Here is a 15,451-nt window from a genome sequence, read left to right on the forward strand (position 1 = left end):
AGCGGTATCGGCTCATTTCGCCTGCAGCATTTCGGTCCACATGTCCTGCATCTTCTTGTCGAGATCGGCACTCGGCGCCGGATAGGCCTGGGCGCGCGCCAGGAAGCCCGGCTGTTCGTCGAAACGCAGGACCTTCTTCTGGTCGTCGGTGAGCGCTGCCTTGGTGTTCGCCGGCATGCCCCAATAGCAGGACGAGGTGGCAAGCCGCGCCTGGCCCTCCGGGCTCATAATGTACTGGATGAACTTCAGCGCCATGTCCTTGTTCTTGGAATCCTTGAACATGGCCAGCGACTGCGACCACAGCACCGCACCCTCCTTGGGGATGGAGAAGTCCAGCGCGGGGTTCTCCTTGGCCAGGCCCGCCGTCACCCATTCGCCACCGCCGACCAGAATGTCGACCTCGCCGGTCGCCAGCGCCGTCTGGCTGGCGGTCACTTCGCCGACCAGCTTGGCGTTCGCCTTCATCTTCAAAAGCTCGTCCTTGAGGGCGGGCAGGTCGGCTTCGGTGAGATCGGCCGTCTTCTTGCCGATGGCCAGCGCGGCCATGCCGATGACCGGCAGATAGTAGTCGTAGATGGCGACCTTGCCCTTGTACTTGTCGCCGGTGAGCGCGGCCATCGACTGCATGTCGGCCGGGTCGACCTTGGTCTTGTTGTAGCCGATCGTGTTGTAGCCGAATTTCTCGGTAATGCCGTAGCGTTTGCCGCCGACGACGGTGGAGCCGTCCATCTTCACCTGCGCAAACAGGTCGGCCAGTGGCAGCTTGTCTTCCGGCAGCGGCTCGAACAGGCCCTTTTCGACGCCGCGCGGTATGTCGATGCTGTCGATCACCATCACGTCCCAGTCGCCCGGCTGCGACTGTTCGACGATGGCCAACCCGGCGCCGGTGCCCTCGAATTCCTTGACGTTGACCTTGACGCCATTGGCCTCCTCGAACGGCTGCAGCAATGCCGGATCGGCATGATCGCACCAGATCAGCGCGTTGAGGTCGGCGGCCCGGGCGGCGCTGCCGGCTCCGAGCAGCAGCGTCGTGGCGGCGCACGCTGCATGCAGATGGCTCTTCAGGATGGAAAGCGGATTCCTGGATGTAGGTTTAGCGGACATCGAGTGTTCTCCCTTGCCTTTGTGGCTTCTTGCAAAAAATTGAACCAATTCTAAAATTGAGTCAATTCTGTTTTTATGGCAAGAGGCTGATATGAGCGGATTGCGGGCAAGGCAAAAGGCGGACCGGCACAGGCGCATCATCGAGGCGGCGGCGGAACTGTTTCGCGAGGCCGGCTATGAGGGCGCCAAGATCGAGGCGATCGCCGCGCAGGCCGAGGTCTCGGTCGGCACCATCTACAATTACTATGAAAACAAGGGCGACATCCTCGGCGCCATCGTCTCGCTGGAGGTCAACGAGGTGCTGAATGCCGGTCAGGGCGTCGTCGCCCGGCCGCCGGCCAATGTCGGCGATGCGCTGGATACGCTGATCGGCATCTATATCGAGCACTCGCTGCACTACCTCAGCAAAGAGATGTGGCGGCAGGCGATGGCGATCTCCACGCAAGCGCCCGACAGCCCGTTCGGCCAGGCCTACTCTGCGCTCGACCGCGCTCTAACCGAACAGATCCGCGCTCTGATCGTCCGCCTGCAAGCGCTCGGCCTTGTGCGGCAGGACATCGACGGGGCAGCGCTCGGCGAACTGATCTTCAACAACATGAACATGATGTTCATCGAATTCGTGAAGCGCGATGCGGCGAGGATTGCGGAATTGCGGGCGGCGGTACGGAGGCAGAACAGGATTCTGGTGGCGGCGATTGCGGTGTGAGTGGCAGGAAAGGGCAGGAGAAAGCGTTGCTTCCGCATAAGACCTGGTTTCAGATGCAGGTCGGCTCTTGAGTTGAATTTAAAACCTGATACAACTTATAGGAGCAAAAACGGGGGAGGGGTAAATGGGGACGTTTTCTATCTGGCATTGGGCGATCTTGCTGCTGTTGATCGGCGTGCCTGTTTTCTTTGCTGTTCGATCAGCCGCGAAGCCGTCGCAGAATCCCGAGGCTCTTGTGGGCTTCGGCGGCTGGTTGATGCTGCTGGCGATCGGTCAGACGTTATCACCGTTGCGCACACTTGCCGACTTCGCCAATTCGGCCGACGGCTACCAGCAACTCATGACCCTCCCGAACGGACCCCTGGCGGTGTATGGCGAGGTTGCCCTCAATCTGGCATTTCTGGCGCTTCAGCTGGTCGTGCTCGTTTCGATGTTGCGGCGAAGCCGCCGCTTTCCGCAATTGTTTCTGCTCCAGTGGCTGGCGATCCCTGTCGTTTTCATCCTGGACACGATCTGGGTTGCGTCAGTTCTGGGCGTTCCGGTGAGCCTGGTGCTCGCAGGCGACGCGCTGGTGGCCCCCATAGTCTCGTTTGTGGTGACAGGGCTCTGGGTCGCCTACGTCTACAAGTCCGTCAGGGTCCGGAACACGTTCACCGGGGTTGGGGCATCCACCCAGGTCGCGAGCGTGTCATAAAAGACAGCAAACTTGGAATATTTGGAGCATCACGGGCTCGGCGAACTGATGTTTATCGAATCCGTGAAGCGCGAGGGGGGAGAACCCGAACTGCGCGCGGTGATCGGCAGGCAGAATCGGATTCAGGCAGACGCGCGTCCTGCATGAGGTGCTGTTAAACGCGGTGCGGGAAGTCACCGGGAAGGAAGTCGAGTTCATCCGGTGGAACATTACTGGGCCGGTGCCTCCTACGGCGGGGTAGAACCGACTGGAAAGGCGACGGCTGTGCCCCATAACGGGTCAAAAAGTCTGGCATCTAAATTGCTGTGACAGGTATGGGGTGGGCGAGAGCCCGTCGCTTCGCAAATGGAGCGGCGGGTCTACTCTACCAGCGACTGTCGAATGGCCACGGCAGCAGAATGTACCCGCTTGTCAGCAGAAGCTGACGGAACAACCGTGCGCGCACAAAGTTGGATTGCAGGAAGCACCGCATGCCGGCTTCCGCAGCCCGTTTCGTGTCACCGGCAATGTGGGCGGGACGGGCTGTTTTGCGTTGGTGACTACTTGTGGGTGATCCAATCCAACAGGCCAACGTCGATCTGCTCGCACCCGACATATTCGCGGACCAAGCTCTCAGCCAAATCGCGCCATTGACATTCAGGCACGCTCATATCCCTGACCAGGGCTCGAAATGCAGAGCGAAGAATATCAGCATCGAAGGCGGAGACGGAAGCAGGAGTCGGGCCCGGATCTTCCCACCCCTGGGCCATGTCATCGCGGTGACGTTGGCGAAGGCGCTTGAGCAGTTCGCGTGATGCCTCGATTGCGCGTCGGGAGTGATCCATATCGCGGCGAAACGAGGCAGTTCCGGCCAGGGAATGGTGCCGCAACCGAAAGCTGGTTTCGATAGCCGCGCGTGCGACTTCCATATGCGTTTCAACCATCGCGGCCTCCCTTGCTGCGAAGGGATTTATTTACTCTCTTCTCACGCGTGACCCAAGAAGGATTCAACGTACGTTTGATACGCAAGGGCCGCGCGCAGATGGGCGCGGATCGCGGCGGCGTCTCTAACGAGCATTCGGGCGTGAGTAAGCTGTTCAAACAAGACGTGCATTCGCGCTCGCTCATGGAATCCGCTGTTACCAAGCTCAACGGGATATTACGGGCGTGAAGCCGGTAACTGCCGAGGTCACCCGTTGGAAGTTGATGGGCCTGGGGGCCTTGGGCGTCACTGGCATGGCTGCGGCGGCGCCGGCCTCGCTTGTCACAGCCTATTGGGCGGATATGTGGCGCGTGCTGCGGGGCGGGTGATTGATATCACGCGGCAGGGGCCAATGCCTCATCTATTTACCGTGCGGCTCCAACCTTTGGCGGTCGGCCTCAGCGGCATGCCAATCTCGGTCAATCGAACCTTCTGCTGCCTTGTGGAAATATTGAGAACACACGAGCCAGCCTTTAAGGGGTCGAAGCAACAATATGCATGCCCCGATGGTCAGGGGCAGGCTTGTGAGAATGTGTATCCAGAAAGGTGGCTCGAACCGCAACTGAAGCCAAAGAGCAAAGGCAAGGGCCGGGAATGCAACTATCGACATTGAGAAAAATGCAGGCCCATCAGCCGGGTCGGCAAAGGAAAAATCGAGCCCACAGACATCACAACGTGGAGCAAGCTTCAGGTAACCTGCGAACAGGTGTCCCTGCTGACACCGTGGGCACTGGCCCTTGAAACCGGTCAGGATCGGGTTTGTGGTTTCGTTGTAGTCAGTCATGACCAGCAACGCGGCAGACTCGGCATAGTTCCGGTCCGCTGTGGATGGGCGCCCTTAGCGCGATGTCATCCAGGACAGGAGGCGGGAGCTCGACGAACTGCCAATGCGGGTTGGAAAAAGCGGCAGCGTGCCCGCTGCCGGTCGAGGCACCCAAGCCCCGGCCGGTCCGCCTCTGCCCGGAAGTGGGGGCGGCCCCACTGAAACTCCGATTTTTGGTCAAGGGAACCTGGTTCTGAAAATGAAGTTTGGTTGTTAGCTTGGCTTAGCCCCCCGGCCAAGTGGTCTCGAGGCAGGGCCCGTCATTGCTGATCAGTGACGGGCCTTCGCGTTGACGCTGCTACGCCAACCCTCTGCCAATGACGCAACCGCCAAGGCCTTGTTTGGGTCCGACTAAAGCCCGATGCCGAGGCGCAAAGGTCTGACCCCTGAAACAACACAGCCTTTTCGACATTTGGAACGTGGCCGTCGATCATCGTCCCTTCATCGCCGGTTCGTTGATTACCCGCCACGGCTCGCTTGGCGTGGCGGGTAATCATTCACGGAGAGCGCATGCAACTTGGCCAGATCATTGCGAACGCATTTGCAGCGGGTTTGGTCGCCGTCCTGATAGCAGTCGCGTTCCTGATCTTCGGAAAGCCGCTCTGGCCTGAACGAAACGTCCGGATGGTAATAATCCCGCCCGTCCATCGAATGACGACCACCGCCATTCACAATACGAGACCCGACCTGCCAACCAAGTTTGATTTGAACATTGTGCGGCCGAGACCGCTTACCAATGAAGGGACATGAGGGCTGCCCGATGATTTAGGGGTTCTTAGCGGCAGCGCGCCCCGCGCTGCTGATCGAAGAAAAGCAACCTTGGTCGGACCCGCATCGGTACTCACCCAAGTGGTCCGGGCCTACTTGATGGAACATCAGGTAATGCTAATGGTTATGGCTTGGCAGGCTGGTGCCCCCGGACGGAATCGAACCGCCGACCTTCGGTTTACAAAACCGCTGCTCTACCAGCTGAGCTACAAGGGCACGGCGCTCCGGTTAGCATATTTGTTGCGCCAGTAAAGACAAAACTCCGTTTTCGGTTACCCGGCATATCGTATGGGCGGTCGGGGAGGGCATCCTGAAAACCGCCGGATTGCTTCCTACATATAGAGGAGGTGCAATCGCTTCGAGCCGGGGTGTCGCATGATCAGACTTGTCATCATTCTCCCTATCGTCTTCGTGGCCTGGATGCTGCTGGTGAAGATCATCAGCGATGTGAAGAAGGCCAATGTCGACTGGACCGGCGTGACCACCATCGTCGGTTTCATCGCGCTGGCGTTTTGGCTGCGTCACGTCACCGGCATGGGATGAGGGTGAAGAGAGTGAGTAGGGAGTAGGGAGTAGGCAGTAGGGGAGTCGCAACCCGTAGTCTGCGTTTCCCCAATCCCTAATTCCCAGGACCTATTCCCTCGTCCCCGGCCGCCGCTCCACAAAAAATCTGCAAAACCTTTCGAACCTTTTGCCGCGTCGCGCCGACTGATGCTCAGGGGCGAATGGGTCGCCTCGATCAAAAGATCCAGGAGATCATCATGTTCAAGCGCACTCTTACCTCAGGCCTCGTCGCCATCTTCGTCGCCACCGGCGCGCTCGCCGGCACTGTCGGCACGTCGTCAGCCCACGGCATGCACGGCCATCACCACAACTACAACCATCACAAGAAGCACTTCAAGAAGTACTGGTGGAAGCACTACAACCATCACCACAGGCATGGCAGGGTGATCATTTTCCTTTGATGGAGGGACCCAATTTCCCAAAAGGGCGGCTTCGGCCGCCCTTTTTGCGTTGGGCGATCACTTTGTGAAGTGGGGACGGCAAAGCTGCCGATCTCCCCCTTTGCGGGGGAGATGTCCGGCAGGACAGAGGGGGGTGTGAAGGATCACCGGCTTCCCCATGAACTTTCTCTATTTGTCCGTGCGGTTGCCTCGCCCTGATTGGTTGACAAGCTGGCGGGACAGCACCCCCCTCTGCCCTGCCGGGCATCTCCCCCGCAAGGGAGGAGATCAGCCGCATCAACTTCTTCGCCAAGCTCTCGCAAGGTCGCCGTCAGCATGACCTCGGTCGATCCGATTTCCCCGTTCCAGAAAAATCGAAAAAAGATTCGAACCTTTTTCCTGGCCGCGACGACAGATGATCAAGAGGCGGATGGATCGCCTCGGTCAACGAAGCAAGGAGATCGTCATGTTCAAGAACACACTCGTTTCCGGCCTTATCGCCACCGCCGTCGCCGCCGCCACGCTGGCCGGCACCGTCCAGCCCTCGGCCGCCCACAGCCATCACCACAACCGCGAAATCGGCATCGGCATTGCCGCCGGCGTCGGCGGCTTCGTCCTCGGCAGCCTGCTCGCCCAGCCGCGTACCGTCTATGTCGACGAAGGCGGCGGCTCGTGGCACGTCCGCCGCTGCTATGACCGCTACCAGAGCTATGATGCGGACTCCGACACCTATCTCGGCCACGACGGCTATCGCCACTACTGCCGTCTTTGAGAGGAGGAGGCGTTTCAATCAGCCAGAAGAGGGGCGCCCCGCAGCCCCTCTTTCGCTGTGCTTGAAACGATCGGACCGTCAGGTCGCCCTGATGCCGCCGATCATCCGGGTCACCTCGGCCGCGGCATCGCGCACCAGCGGGCCGATCTCGGCCAGCCGCTCCGGCGTCACCCGCACCGTTGGCCCCGACACCGAAACGCCGCCAATCGGCTCGCCGAATTCGTTGAAGATGGCGGCTGCCACGCAGCGCATGCCGGGATGCCGCTCCTCGTCGTCGACCGACCAGCCGCGCAGCTTGATCCGCGCCAGATCGTGGGCAAGCGCTGAAATGTCGGACAGCGTCCTGTCGGTGAAGCGCTGCAGTCCGGCCTTGCGCAGGATGGTTCCGACGCGCTCCGGCTCGAGATGCGCCAGCACCGCCTTGCCGATGCCCGACGCATGGAACGGGCTGCGCGTGCCCGGCCGGAAGAAGGCGCGGATCGCCTGGTGCGTCTCGACCTGGCTGACGAAGACCACGCAATCGTCCTCGGCGACGCCGAGATTGGCGGTCTCGCCGGTTCTTTCCATCAGCTCCTGCATGACGACGCGGGCGCGATCGACCAGCTTGCGGCGGCGCAGGAACGCCGCGCCCATGCGGTAGGTCTCGACGCCGATCGACCAGAGCTGGTCTGATGTGTCGAATTCGACCATGCCGTGGTTTTGCAGCGTCGTCAGCATGCGGTAGGCGGTGGAGGCGGCAAGGCCGCTCTGCGCAGAGATCTCGCTCAGCGACAGGCCGCTGCCTTCCGCGACAATGGCCAGGATGCGCAACGCCCTGTCGAGCGACTGCACCGAACTGGCCTCCGAGGGCCTGTTGAAAGCGCGCGGCCGACCGCGCTGGCGTTTTTCGGTCGTTTCCATGCCGCCATTCTCGGTCGTTTCGCCAAATGCGCAATGAAAAAGTTTTTCACTACGTTCGCGGGTCGGATTCCTGGAAAACAGAAAATCAAATAAAATCAAGAAAATGACGCCGTTTTCTAGAAATGGAAAAATATTCTGAAAAAATTGAAAAATAACCGGCGTGCTGACATCCTTGGCCAATCCAACAATGACAAACCCGTGGAGGGCTGGAAAATGGCCAGGATGCGCGCTGTCGATGCCGCGGTTCTCGTTCTCGAAAAGGAAGGCATTTCCTGCGCTTTCGGCGTGCCAGGCGCGGCGATCAATCCGTTCTATTCGGCGCTGAAGGCGAGGGGCACGATCCGCCATGTGCTTGCCCGTCACGTCGAGGGCGCCTCGCACATGGCGGAAGGTTTCACCCGCGCCAAGGCGGGCAATATCGGCCTGTGCATCGGCACTTCGGGTCCAGCCGGCACCGACATGATCACCGGGCTCTATTCGGCCGCCGCGGATTCCATCCCGATCCTGTGCATCACCGGTCAGGCGCCGCGGGCGCGGCTGAACAAGGAGGATTTCCAGGCCGTCGACATATCAGCCATTGCCGCGCCGGTCGCCAAATGGGCAGTCACCGTCATGGAACCCTACCTCGTCCCGATGGCGCTGCAGAAGGCGTTTCACCTGATGCGCTCGTCACGTCCCGGCCCGGTGCTGATCGACCTGCCGGTCGACGTGCAACTCGCCGAAATCGAATTCGACATCGACGCCTATGAGCCGTTGACGCCGTTCAAGCCGGCCATGACGCGCGCCCAGGCCGAAAAGGCGTTGACGATGCTCAACGCCGCCGAAAAGCCGCTGATCGTCGCCGGCGGCGGCATCATAAACGCCGATGCGTCCGATCTGCTCATCGAATTCGCCGAGATTTCAGGCGTGCCGGTCATCCCGACCTTGATGGGCTGGGGAGCGATCCCCGACGATCACCGGCTGATGGCCGGCATGTGCGGACTGCAGACCTCGCACCGCTATGGCAATGCGACGATGCTGGAAGCCGACTTCGTCTTCGGCATCGGCAACCGCTGGGCCAACCGCCACACCGGCTCCGTCGATGTCTACACCAATGGCAAAAAATTCATCCATGTCGACATCGAGCCGACGCAGATCGGCCGTGTCTTCGCGCCGGATCTCGGCGTCGTTTCGGATGCCGGTGCCGCACTGAAGATGCTGCTCGACGTCGCCACCGAATGGAAGACGGCGGGCAAGCTGCGCGACTGGTCCCGCTGGGCGAAGGAATGCCAGGCCCGCAAGAAGACGATGAAGCGCAAGACGCATTTCGACCAGGTGCCGCTGAAGCCGCAGCGTGTCTATGAGGAGATGAACAAGGCGTTCGGCCGCGACGTCACCTATGTCACCACGATCGGCCTGTCGCAGATTGCCGGGGCGCAGTTCCTGCATGTCTACAAGCCGCGCAACTGGATCAATTGCGGCCAGGCCGGCCCGCTCGGCTGGACCTTGCCGGCTGCCCTTGGCGTTCGCGCCGCCGACCCGGACCGCACCATCGTGGCGCTGTCGGGCGACTATGATTTCCAGTTCATGATCGAGGAACTGGCGGTCGGCGCACAGCACAAATTGCCCTATCTGCATGTCGTCGTGAACAACGCCTATCTCGGCCTGATCCGCCAGGCGCAGCGTGGGTTCTCGATGGATTTCGAGGTCGACCTTGCCTTCGAGAACATCAACCGGGCAGGCGATCCCGAGGCCGGCTACGGCGTCGACCATGTTGCCGTCGCCGAGGCGATGGGCTGCAAGGCGGTCAGGGTGCGCAAGCCCGAAGAATTCGCCGGTGCCTTCAAGGAGGCCCAGCGGCTGATGAAGGAGCACCGGGTGCCGGTCGTGCTCGAATTCATCCTCGAACGCGTCACCAACATCTCGATGGGCACCGAGATCGACAAGATCACCGAATTCGAGGAGCTTGCCGAACATCAGGAAGATGCGCCGACAGCGATCGTGATGTTGGATTAGGAGAAAAAGAATGCCGCGGTTTTCAGCCAATCTTTCGATGCTCTTTGGCGAGCATGAGTTCCTCGACCGTTTCGATGCCGCCGCCCGCGCCGGCTTCAAGGGCGTCGAATATATCGGCCCCTACGACCATGCGCCCGATGTCGTCGCGGCCCGGCTGAAGAAGAACGGCCTGACCCAGGTGCTGTTCAACCTTCCGGCAGGCGACTGGGGCAAGGGCGAACGCGGCATTGCGGTGCTGCCGGACCGTGTGCCGGAATTCCGCCAGGGCATCGCCAAGGCGATCGCCTATGCGCAGGCGCTCGGCTGCGAGCAGGTCAATTGCCTGGCCGGCATCGCGCCGCCCGGCGCCGACCGCAAGGTGCTGGAGGATGTCTTTGCCGAAAACCTCGCCTTCGCGGCGGAGAAGCTGGAGCAGGCCGGCATCAGGCTGCTGATCGAGCCGATCAACACGCGCGATATTCCGGGCTTCTTCCTCAACTATTCCGATCAGGCCTTGGCGCTGATCGATCGCGTCGGCTCAAAAAACCTGTTCCTGCAATACGACATCTATCACATGCAGATCATGGAGGGGGATCTCGCCCGGACCATCGAGGCTAACCTTGGCCGCATCGCGCATATTCAGCTTGCGGATAATCCCGGCCGTCACGAGCCGGGGACGGGTGAGATCAATTATCCCTTCCTCTACGAGCATATCGACCGCATTGGTTATGCCGGATGGGTCGGGGCTGAGTACAAGCCGAAGGCTGGGACGGAGGCTGGCTTGGGGTGGCTTCGGGAGTTGGCCGGGCAGGGAAGTGCTGCGGCGTAAGCATTAGAGGGGGGGCGTTTTACACAGTCATTTGGAGAACCACAATGGAAACCATCGGCTTCATCGGCCTCGGCATCATGGGCGCGCCGATGGCGGGGCACCTGCTGGATGCGGGCTATCATGTCATCGCCAGCGACCATCGCTCCAAGCCGCCGGCCGACCTCGTCGCCAAAGGCCTGAAGACCGTCACCGGCCACGCCGCCGTGGCCAAGGCTGCCGACATCATCATCCTGATGGTGCCCGACACCCCGCAGGTGGCCGATGTGCTGTTTAGCGACAACGGCGTCGCGTCCGGACTGGCAAAGGGCAAGCTGGTCATCGACATGAGCTCGATCTCCCCGATCGAGACCAAGGTTTTTGCCAGGAACATCAACGACCTGGGCTGCGACTATCTCGATGCGCCGGTCTCGGGCGGCGAGGTCGGTGCCAAGGCGGCGTCGCTCACCATCATGGTCGGCGGCGAGGAAAAGCCTTTCGAGCGCGCCAAATCCGTCTTCGAGAAGATGGGCAAGAACATCACCCTGGTCGGGCCGAACGGGGTTGGCCAGACCACCAAGGTGGCCAACCAGATCGTCGTCGCGCTGACCATTGAAGCCGTCGCCGAAGCGCTTGTTTTTGCGTCGAAAGCCGGCGCCGATCCGGCCAAGGTCAGGCAGGCGCTGATGGGCGGGCTGGCGGCTTCGCGCATTCTGGAAGTGCATGGCGAGCGCATGGTCAAGCGCACCTTCGCGCCTGGTTTCCGCATCGAACTGCACCAGAAGGATCTGAACCTCGCGCTGGAGGGCGCGAAGGCGCTCGGCGTTTCCTTGCCCAACACCTCGACGACTCAGCAGCTGTTCAATTCCTGCGCGGCCAATGGCGGCGCCAAGGAGGATCATTCGGCGCTGGTCAGGGCGCTGGAGCGGATGGCCAATTTCGAGGTCGGCAGCGAGGCAGCCGACGCCAGGGGCAAAGCGGCATAGGTCAGGAGAGGGCGGCGCAACGTTCCCAAGCCGCAAACTCTTGGCCCGTCGAAGAACGGGTTCCGGCGTCTGTCGGAACCCGTTTCTCGTTTCGAGATATTTTTGGCTTAGCCGCGCTTCAAAAACGCCCGCGCCACGTAAAGGCTGATCGCCGCGGCATTCGACACGTTGAGCGAATGGATGGCGCCGGGCATGTCGAGCCGCGCCAGCGTGGTCACCGTCTCGCGCGTCTTCTGGCGCAGGCCCTTGCCTTCGGCGCCCAGCACCAAGGCGATCTTTTCTCCGGCAAAGCTCTTTTCGAGTTCGGCCGGCGCGTCCGAATCAAGTCCGATGGTGCGGAAGCCGGCCTCGTGCAACTGGCCGAGTGCGTCGGCGAGGTTCTTCACCTCGATCTGGTCGATGTGCTCCAGCGCGCCGGAGGCGGATTTCGCCAGCACGCCCGATTCCTGCGGGCTGTGGCGGGCTGTGGTGATCAGCGCGCCGGCGCCGAAGGCGACCGCCGAGCGCAGGATAGCGCCGACATTGTGCGGGTCGGTGATCTGGTCGAGCACCAGCACCAGCTTCGCGTCGCCAAGCGCATCGAGCCGCTTGGCTTTCAGCGGCTCGGCCTCGATCAGCACACCCTGATGCACGGCGTCCGACCCGGTGATCTTGTCGATGTCCCTGGGTTCGACCAGTTCCGTCTTGAAGGGCAGGGCGGCGAGATCGGCGATTTCCAGTCGCTCGGCCGCGTTGCGCGTCACCAGCATCTTCCTAATCTTGCGGCGCGGATTGTCGAGTGCGGCGCGCACGGTGTGCAGGCCGTAGAGCCGCACCAGGCCATCCGCGGCATTTTCGCCCGGCGGAACCGGCTGTCGGGGCCGGAACGCCGGCGCGCCGCCGCTTTTCTCGTCGCGATAGGCGCGGCGCAGCTTGGCGTAATGGGTGTCTTTGGGGGTGTTGGTTTTGTCGCTCATGGCTGGCTTCTATAGCTGTCTCCTCCGGCCAAGGATATGGCCCGCCGTCACAGCCGGCGAACAGAAACGAAAAACCATGGTTGCGCGGTTGACACCCAATGGGCTTGCCGCCATAAGGCGCTGCGCTGGTTTCGGAGAACACATAACTCGGGTCCGGATCGGCGTGAATGCCTCGTTGCATGGCTCCGGCGGCAGACTGGAGAGGTGCCCGAGTGGTTAAAGGGGACGGACTGTAAATCCGTTAGCTTAGCTTACGTTGGTTCGAATCCAACCCTCTCCACCACTGCCGGCCCGGAAGCCCTGAAACGTGACAAGAATCGGACCGAAAAGTGCATGGCGCTTTTCGGATGAATCCGGTACTTCAGGAACGGCGCGGGTATAGCTCAGTGGTAGAGCAGCAGCCTTCCAAGCTGAATATGCGGGTTCGATTCCCGCTACCCGCTCCAGACACTTATCCCATCACCGGCAAGCCGAAACACTGCGCACGAGGCGCGCAGTGCTCCAATTGTCGTGGCTGTGCCGCGTCAGCTGTTGAACGCGGTGGCGACCTGGTGCTGCTGCGGCACCTGGCCGTTCGGCGTCAGTCTGTCGACGATACCGGGCAGGGCGGTGGACAGTTGCTTGAGCAGTTCCTGCTCGTCCAGCCCAGTCCGTTGCGCGATCTCGCGAATGATCTGCGGTCCGATCGCGGTGCCAAGATCGTTGGCATTGATCGGCTGGTTCTGCCCGGTGCCGACCCAGGAGTCGGCGGCATTGCCGTGGCCGGCATTTCTGAGCTTGTCGAGCAGGCCGCCCAATCCGCCAGCCAGGCCACCATCGGCGGATGTGGTTTCCGTCGGGACGGGGGCGGTCGGAGCGGGCGCGGGAGACTGTTCTGGCTCTTCGGCACTTCTGCCGCTCAGCATCTTGCCGACCAGCAATGCGCCGAGCGCGATCATCAGGGGTTTGGTGATGTTGCCGCCGGGAACGGCGTTGTCAAAAAGTCCCATCGTGGATCCTCCATAGCGACCAAGGCCCGACCCCTCATCAACAATGAAGCATTCGGGCAGAATTTCAAGCTGGCTTGAGGTTTTGACAATCCTATGAAAATGTCGGCTGGCGAGGGGATGGAGAGGAAAAAATGGGTATCATCAGTTGGATCATTCTGGGCGCCATTGCCGGCTTCCTGGGCAGCAAGATCGTCAACAAGACCGGCCAGGGCCTGATCATGGATATCGTCCTCGGCATCGTCGGCGCCATTGTCGGCGGCGTGATCTGCAGCCAGATCTTTGGCGTGGGTGTCACCGGTCTCAACATCTCCAGCCTGATCGTCGCGGTGGTTGGGGCGGTGGTCGTGCTGTGGGCCTACCATCAGTTCAGCGCAAGGCGGACGCTTTAGGCACCTGCGGATCGTCTGAGGTTTCGAGTTTCCGAAGGCAAGACCGGCTTCAGGCCTGTACGTGCAGCGGCTCGTCTATGGCATCAACACTGCATCGGCGGCGACGAAAAAGATCAGCGTTCCGGCGATGAACACCGCCCAGCCGACAAGCGACTTGCGGATAGCGGCCTTGTGCTCGGCGTCGGAGCTCTTGTTCTGGTCAAAATCGGTCACGGGGAACTCCCTTGGCTGATTGATCATGTCGTCGTCGAACGAACGATGCTTCGCCGAGTAGACGATCTTTTTCGGCCCGGCAACTGCTCATGCGCGGGTGCTTGGATGCGGAGGCTCCAGGTTTTGTTTATGCACGTCGTTCTCCCAAAACCGGGGCCCCTTTTGGGCGACATGCGTCAGGCGACGACGGCCAGCCGGCGCTGACGCTGATCCAGCGAGACGATGGTCAGCCCGCTGCCGACGACCAGCAGAATGCCGCAAATGGCCAGCGTGTTGGGGAACTGCCCGAACACCAGCAGGCCCGAAATGACCGCCCAGACGGTGAAGCAATAGTAGAACGGCGCCACGGCGCTGGTCGGTCCGATGCGATAGGCCATGAAGATGAAGAAATGGCCGAAGATCAGGAAAAATCCAGCACCCGCCATCAGCAGCAGGTGATGTGCCTGGGGCATGACCCAGCGCTCTGAAACCAGATGCGCGGCGCCGGCGCCGATCAGCACCACCACGACGGCGGAAATCGCCACGATCATCCCCGGCACCTCGGCCGAGACCCGCCGGCCGGCGAGGTCACGCGCCGCCGCGAGGGCTGCGTTGCCGAGCGCCAGCAGGGCGTAGACCGAAATGCCTTGCATGGTCGGCTGCGCCACCATCAGCGCGCCGACGAAACCGAGCCCGATGAGCGCCATGCGACGGCTGCCGATCCGTTCGCCAAACAGGATCGAGGAGCCGACCAGCATCAAGAGCGGCGTGATCTGTCCGAGCGCGGTGGAATCGGCAATCTGCATATTGGCGAGCGCGACCACATAGCAAAGGATCGCCGCCAGCTCGAGCACGTTCCGGCTCAGTACGCGCTTGTCGAAGATCAGCGGGATCTGCTTGCCGTAGCCCAGCGCGAACAACAGCGGGAAGCCCCAGAGCGCAGCCGCGGCACCCCGCAGAAACAGCACTTCGTAGGACGGCAGGCCTGCCGTCGCGAGTTTCATCATCGTGTCGTTGACGAGATACGATCCCGTCGAGACGATCATGAACAGCGGGCCGCGGATAGAGGCAGGGATGAAATGCATCTGGCCACAAGATCAGAGGCGGGTGGTGGCGGCAATGGTCCATGGCCTGGCCATGAATCAGACAGGGCCGGGCAAGCAAGCCAGCGCTTTCGCGGCCTCGATCGGTCGGCCCGCTACCCCTTCATTTTGCCCAGAGCCTTCCTATATCTTCGTCATATCCCCGCAATCGGATCGATGGTTCGGACTGAGTGAGACGGCACCCGGCCAAAAGACGCTTGTGTTTTTTGGCCTTTGTCGCTAATCGCCCCGCATTCGACTGAACTGAAGGTCTTCGACCGAACTGAAGATCCGGGCCGTCCAAGGAAAGAGACAATGGCAAAAGGTAAATTCGAGCGTAACAAGCCTCACGTGAACATCGGCACGATTGGCCACGTCGACCATGGCAAGACGTCGCTGACGGCGG

The 15,451-nt window shown here is 61.3% G+C and carries 19 protein-coding genes and 3 tRNA genes; 13 read left to right on the top strand and 9 right to left on the bottom strand.

The genetic code is table 11. The annotated features are described in order from the left end of the window. Positions 1–12: 12 nt before the first annotated feature. On the bottom strand, positions 13–1,104 hold the full coding sequence (locus NKI99_RS03075; protein ID WP_352439948.1) for a polyamine ABC transporter substrate-binding protein: 1,092 nt from the start codon (positions 1,102–1,104) through the stop codon (positions 13–15). A gap of 91 nt (positions 1,105–1,195) precedes the next feature. Between NKI99_RS03075 and NKI99_RS03080 the strand changes: the two genes are divergently transcribed. Together NKI99_RS03080 and NKI99_RS03085 are read left to right on the top strand one after the other, a co-directional pair. After that, entirely contained in the window at positions 1,196–1,810 is a 615-nt protein-coding gene (locus NKI99_RS03080; protein ID WP_352609691.1) for a TetR/AcrR family transcriptional regulator, read from the top strand. Positions 1,811–1,934: 124 nt separating this feature from the next. After that, a complete protein-coding gene (locus tag NKI99_RS03085) occupies positions 1,935–2,504 on the top strand; it encodes a DUF2569 family protein (RefSeq protein WP_352609694.1) in 570 nt (189 codons plus the stop codon). A gap of 539 nt (positions 2,505–3,043) precedes the next feature. On the opposite strand, the gene NKI99_RS03090 is transcribed toward NKI99_RS03085, so the two are convergent. Further along, complete coding sequence (locus NKI99_RS03090; RefSeq protein WP_128305851.1) at positions 3,044–3,427, bottom strand: hypothetical protein; 384 nt, start codon at positions 3,425–3,427, stop codon at positions 3,044–3,046. Positions 3,428–3,650: 223 nt separating this feature from the next. Between NKI99_RS03090 and NKI99_RS03095 the strand changes: the two genes are divergently transcribed. Continuing rightward, positions 3,651–3,794, top strand: coding sequence for a DUF1515 family protein (locus NKI99_RS03095; RefSeq protein ID WP_352609697.1), 144 nt, complete (start codon positions 3,651–3,653; stop codon positions 3,792–3,794). Positions 3,795–3,826: 32 nt separating this feature from the next. On the opposite strand, the gene NKI99_RS03100 is transcribed toward NKI99_RS03095, so the two are convergent. Then, positions 3,827–4,249, bottom strand: coding sequence for a DUF983 domain-containing protein (locus NKI99_RS03100; RefSeq protein WP_127291340.1), 423 nt, complete (start codon positions 4,247–4,249; stop codon positions 3,827–3,829). Between the two features lie 947 nt (positions 4,250–5,196). Continuing rightward, positions 5,197–5,272 (bottom strand) — tRNA-Thr (locus tag NKI99_RS03105). Positions 5,273–5,431: 159 nt separating this feature from the next. On the opposite strand from NKI99_RS03105, the gene NKI99_RS03110 reads away from it, so the two are divergent. The 3 genes from NKI99_RS03110 (at position 5,432) to NKI99_RS03120 (ending at position 6,772) form a co-directional block, all read left to right on the top strand. Then, on the top strand, positions 5,432–5,599 hold the full coding sequence (locus tag NKI99_RS03110) for a hypothetical protein (RefSeq protein ID WP_352581500.1): 168 nt from the start codon (positions 5,432–5,434) through the stop codon (positions 5,597–5,599). A gap of 218 nt (positions 5,600–5,817) precedes the next feature. Further along, positions 5,818–6,021 carry a hypothetical protein gene (locus NKI99_RS03115; protein ID WP_352556246.1) on the top strand — a complete coding sequence of 68 codons (204 nt, stop codon included), beginning with the start codon at positions 5,818–5,820 and terminating at the stop codon, positions 6,019–6,021. A gap of 445 nt (positions 6,022–6,466) precedes the next feature. Beyond that, positions 6,467–6,772 (top strand): BA14K family protein, encoded by a 306-nt coding sequence (locus NKI99_RS03120; RefSeq protein WP_352609700.1) that lies wholly within the window; start codon positions 6,467–6,469, stop codon positions 6,770–6,772. Positions 6,773–6,850: 78 nt separating this feature from the next. Here the strand turns inward: NKI99_RS03120 and bhcR are convergent, their stop codons facing one another. Then, on the bottom strand, positions 6,851–7,672 hold the full coding sequence (gene bhcR / locus NKI99_RS03125) for an HTH-type transcriptional regulator BhcR (RefSeq protein ID WP_352609703.1): 822 nt from the start codon (positions 7,670–7,672) through the stop codon (positions 6,851–6,853). A 213-nt stretch (positions 7,673–7,885) separates the two neighbouring features. Here bhcR and gcl point away from each other — a divergent pair, with 213 nt between their 5' ends. Genes gcl through NKI99_RS03140 form a run of 3 tightly spaced genes read left to right on the top strand, consistent with a single transcriptional unit; the run spans position 7,886 to position 11,437 of the window. Next, complete coding sequence (gene gcl, locus NKI99_RS03130; RefSeq protein ID WP_352609706.1) at positions 7,886–9,667, top strand: glyoxylate carboligase; 1,782 nt, start codon at positions 7,886–7,888, stop codon at positions 9,665–9,667. 10 nt (positions 9,668–9,677) lie between these two features. Next, a complete protein-coding gene (otnI, locus tag NKI99_RS03135) occupies positions 9,678–10,475 on the top strand; it encodes a 2-oxo-tetronate isomerase (protein ID WP_352609709.1) in 798 nt (265 codons plus the stop codon). Positions 10,476–10,519: 44 nt separating this feature from the next. Further along, positions 10,520–11,437: a 2-hydroxy-3-oxopropionate reductase gene (locus NKI99_RS03140; RefSeq protein WP_352609712.1), complete on the top strand. Its 918-nt coding sequence runs from the start codon at positions 10,520–10,522 to the stop codon at positions 11,435–11,437. A gap of 107 nt (positions 11,438–11,544) precedes the next feature. On the opposite strand, the gene rlmB is transcribed toward NKI99_RS03140, so the two are convergent. Next, on the bottom strand, positions 11,545–12,393 hold the full coding sequence (gene rlmB / locus NKI99_RS03145) for a 23S rRNA (guanosine(2251)-2'-O)-methyltransferase RlmB (RefSeq protein ID WP_023812090.1): 849 nt from the start codon (positions 12,391–12,393) through the stop codon (positions 11,545–11,547). A gap of 198 nt (positions 12,394–12,591) precedes the next feature. On the opposite strand from rlmB, the gene NKI99_RS03150 reads away from it, so the two are divergent. After that, a tRNA-Tyr gene (locus tag NKI99_RS03150) sits at positions 12,592–12,676 on the top strand. 89 nt (positions 12,677–12,765) lie between these two features. After that, positions 12,766–12,839: transfer RNA gene (locus tag NKI99_RS03155), tRNA-Gly, on the top strand. A gap of 78 nt (positions 12,840–12,917) precedes the next feature. Here NKI99_RS03155 and NKI99_RS03160 read toward each other — a convergent pair. Beyond that, positions 12,918–13,382 (bottom strand): YidB family protein, encoded by a 465-nt coding sequence (locus NKI99_RS03160; protein ID WP_023812089.1) that lies wholly within the window; start codon positions 13,380–13,382, stop codon positions 12,918–12,920. A gap of 131 nt (positions 13,383–13,513) precedes the next feature. Here NKI99_RS03160 and NKI99_RS03165 point away from each other — a divergent pair, with 131 nt between their 5' ends. After that, positions 13,514–13,771, top strand: a complete 258-nt coding sequence (locus tag NKI99_RS03165; RefSeq protein ID WP_023812088.1) for a GlsB/YeaQ/YmgE family stress response membrane protein — start codon at positions 13,514–13,516, stop codon at positions 13,769–13,771. Positions 13,772–13,846: 75 nt separating this feature from the next. On the opposite strand, the gene NKI99_RS03170 is transcribed toward NKI99_RS03165, so the two are convergent. Then, on the bottom strand, positions 13,847–13,984 hold the full coding sequence (locus NKI99_RS03170) for a hypothetical protein (RefSeq protein ID WP_164778452.1): 138 nt from the start codon (positions 13,982–13,984) through the stop codon (positions 13,847–13,849). Between the two features lie 176 nt (positions 13,985–14,160). Then, the gene (locus NKI99_RS03175) at positions 14,161–15,048 is read right to left on the bottom strand and encodes a DMT family transporter (RefSeq protein ID WP_023812086.1); all 888 of its coding nucleotides are present in this window, start codon (positions 15,046–15,048) and stop codon (positions 14,161–14,163) included. A gap of 312 nt (positions 15,049–15,360) precedes the next feature. On the opposite strand from NKI99_RS03175, the gene NKI99_RS03180 reads away from it, so the two are divergent. After that, positions 15,361–15,451: GTP-binding protein (locus tag NKI99_RS03180; protein ID WP_032908143.1), on the top strand; the 91-nt coding region annotated here is incomplete at its 3' end.

The sequence above is a fragment of the Mesorhizobium sp. M0239 genome (genome assembly GCF_040321815.1).
Lineage (GTDB): Bacteria > Pseudomonadota > Alphaproteobacteria > Rhizobiales > Rhizobiaceae > Mesorhizobium.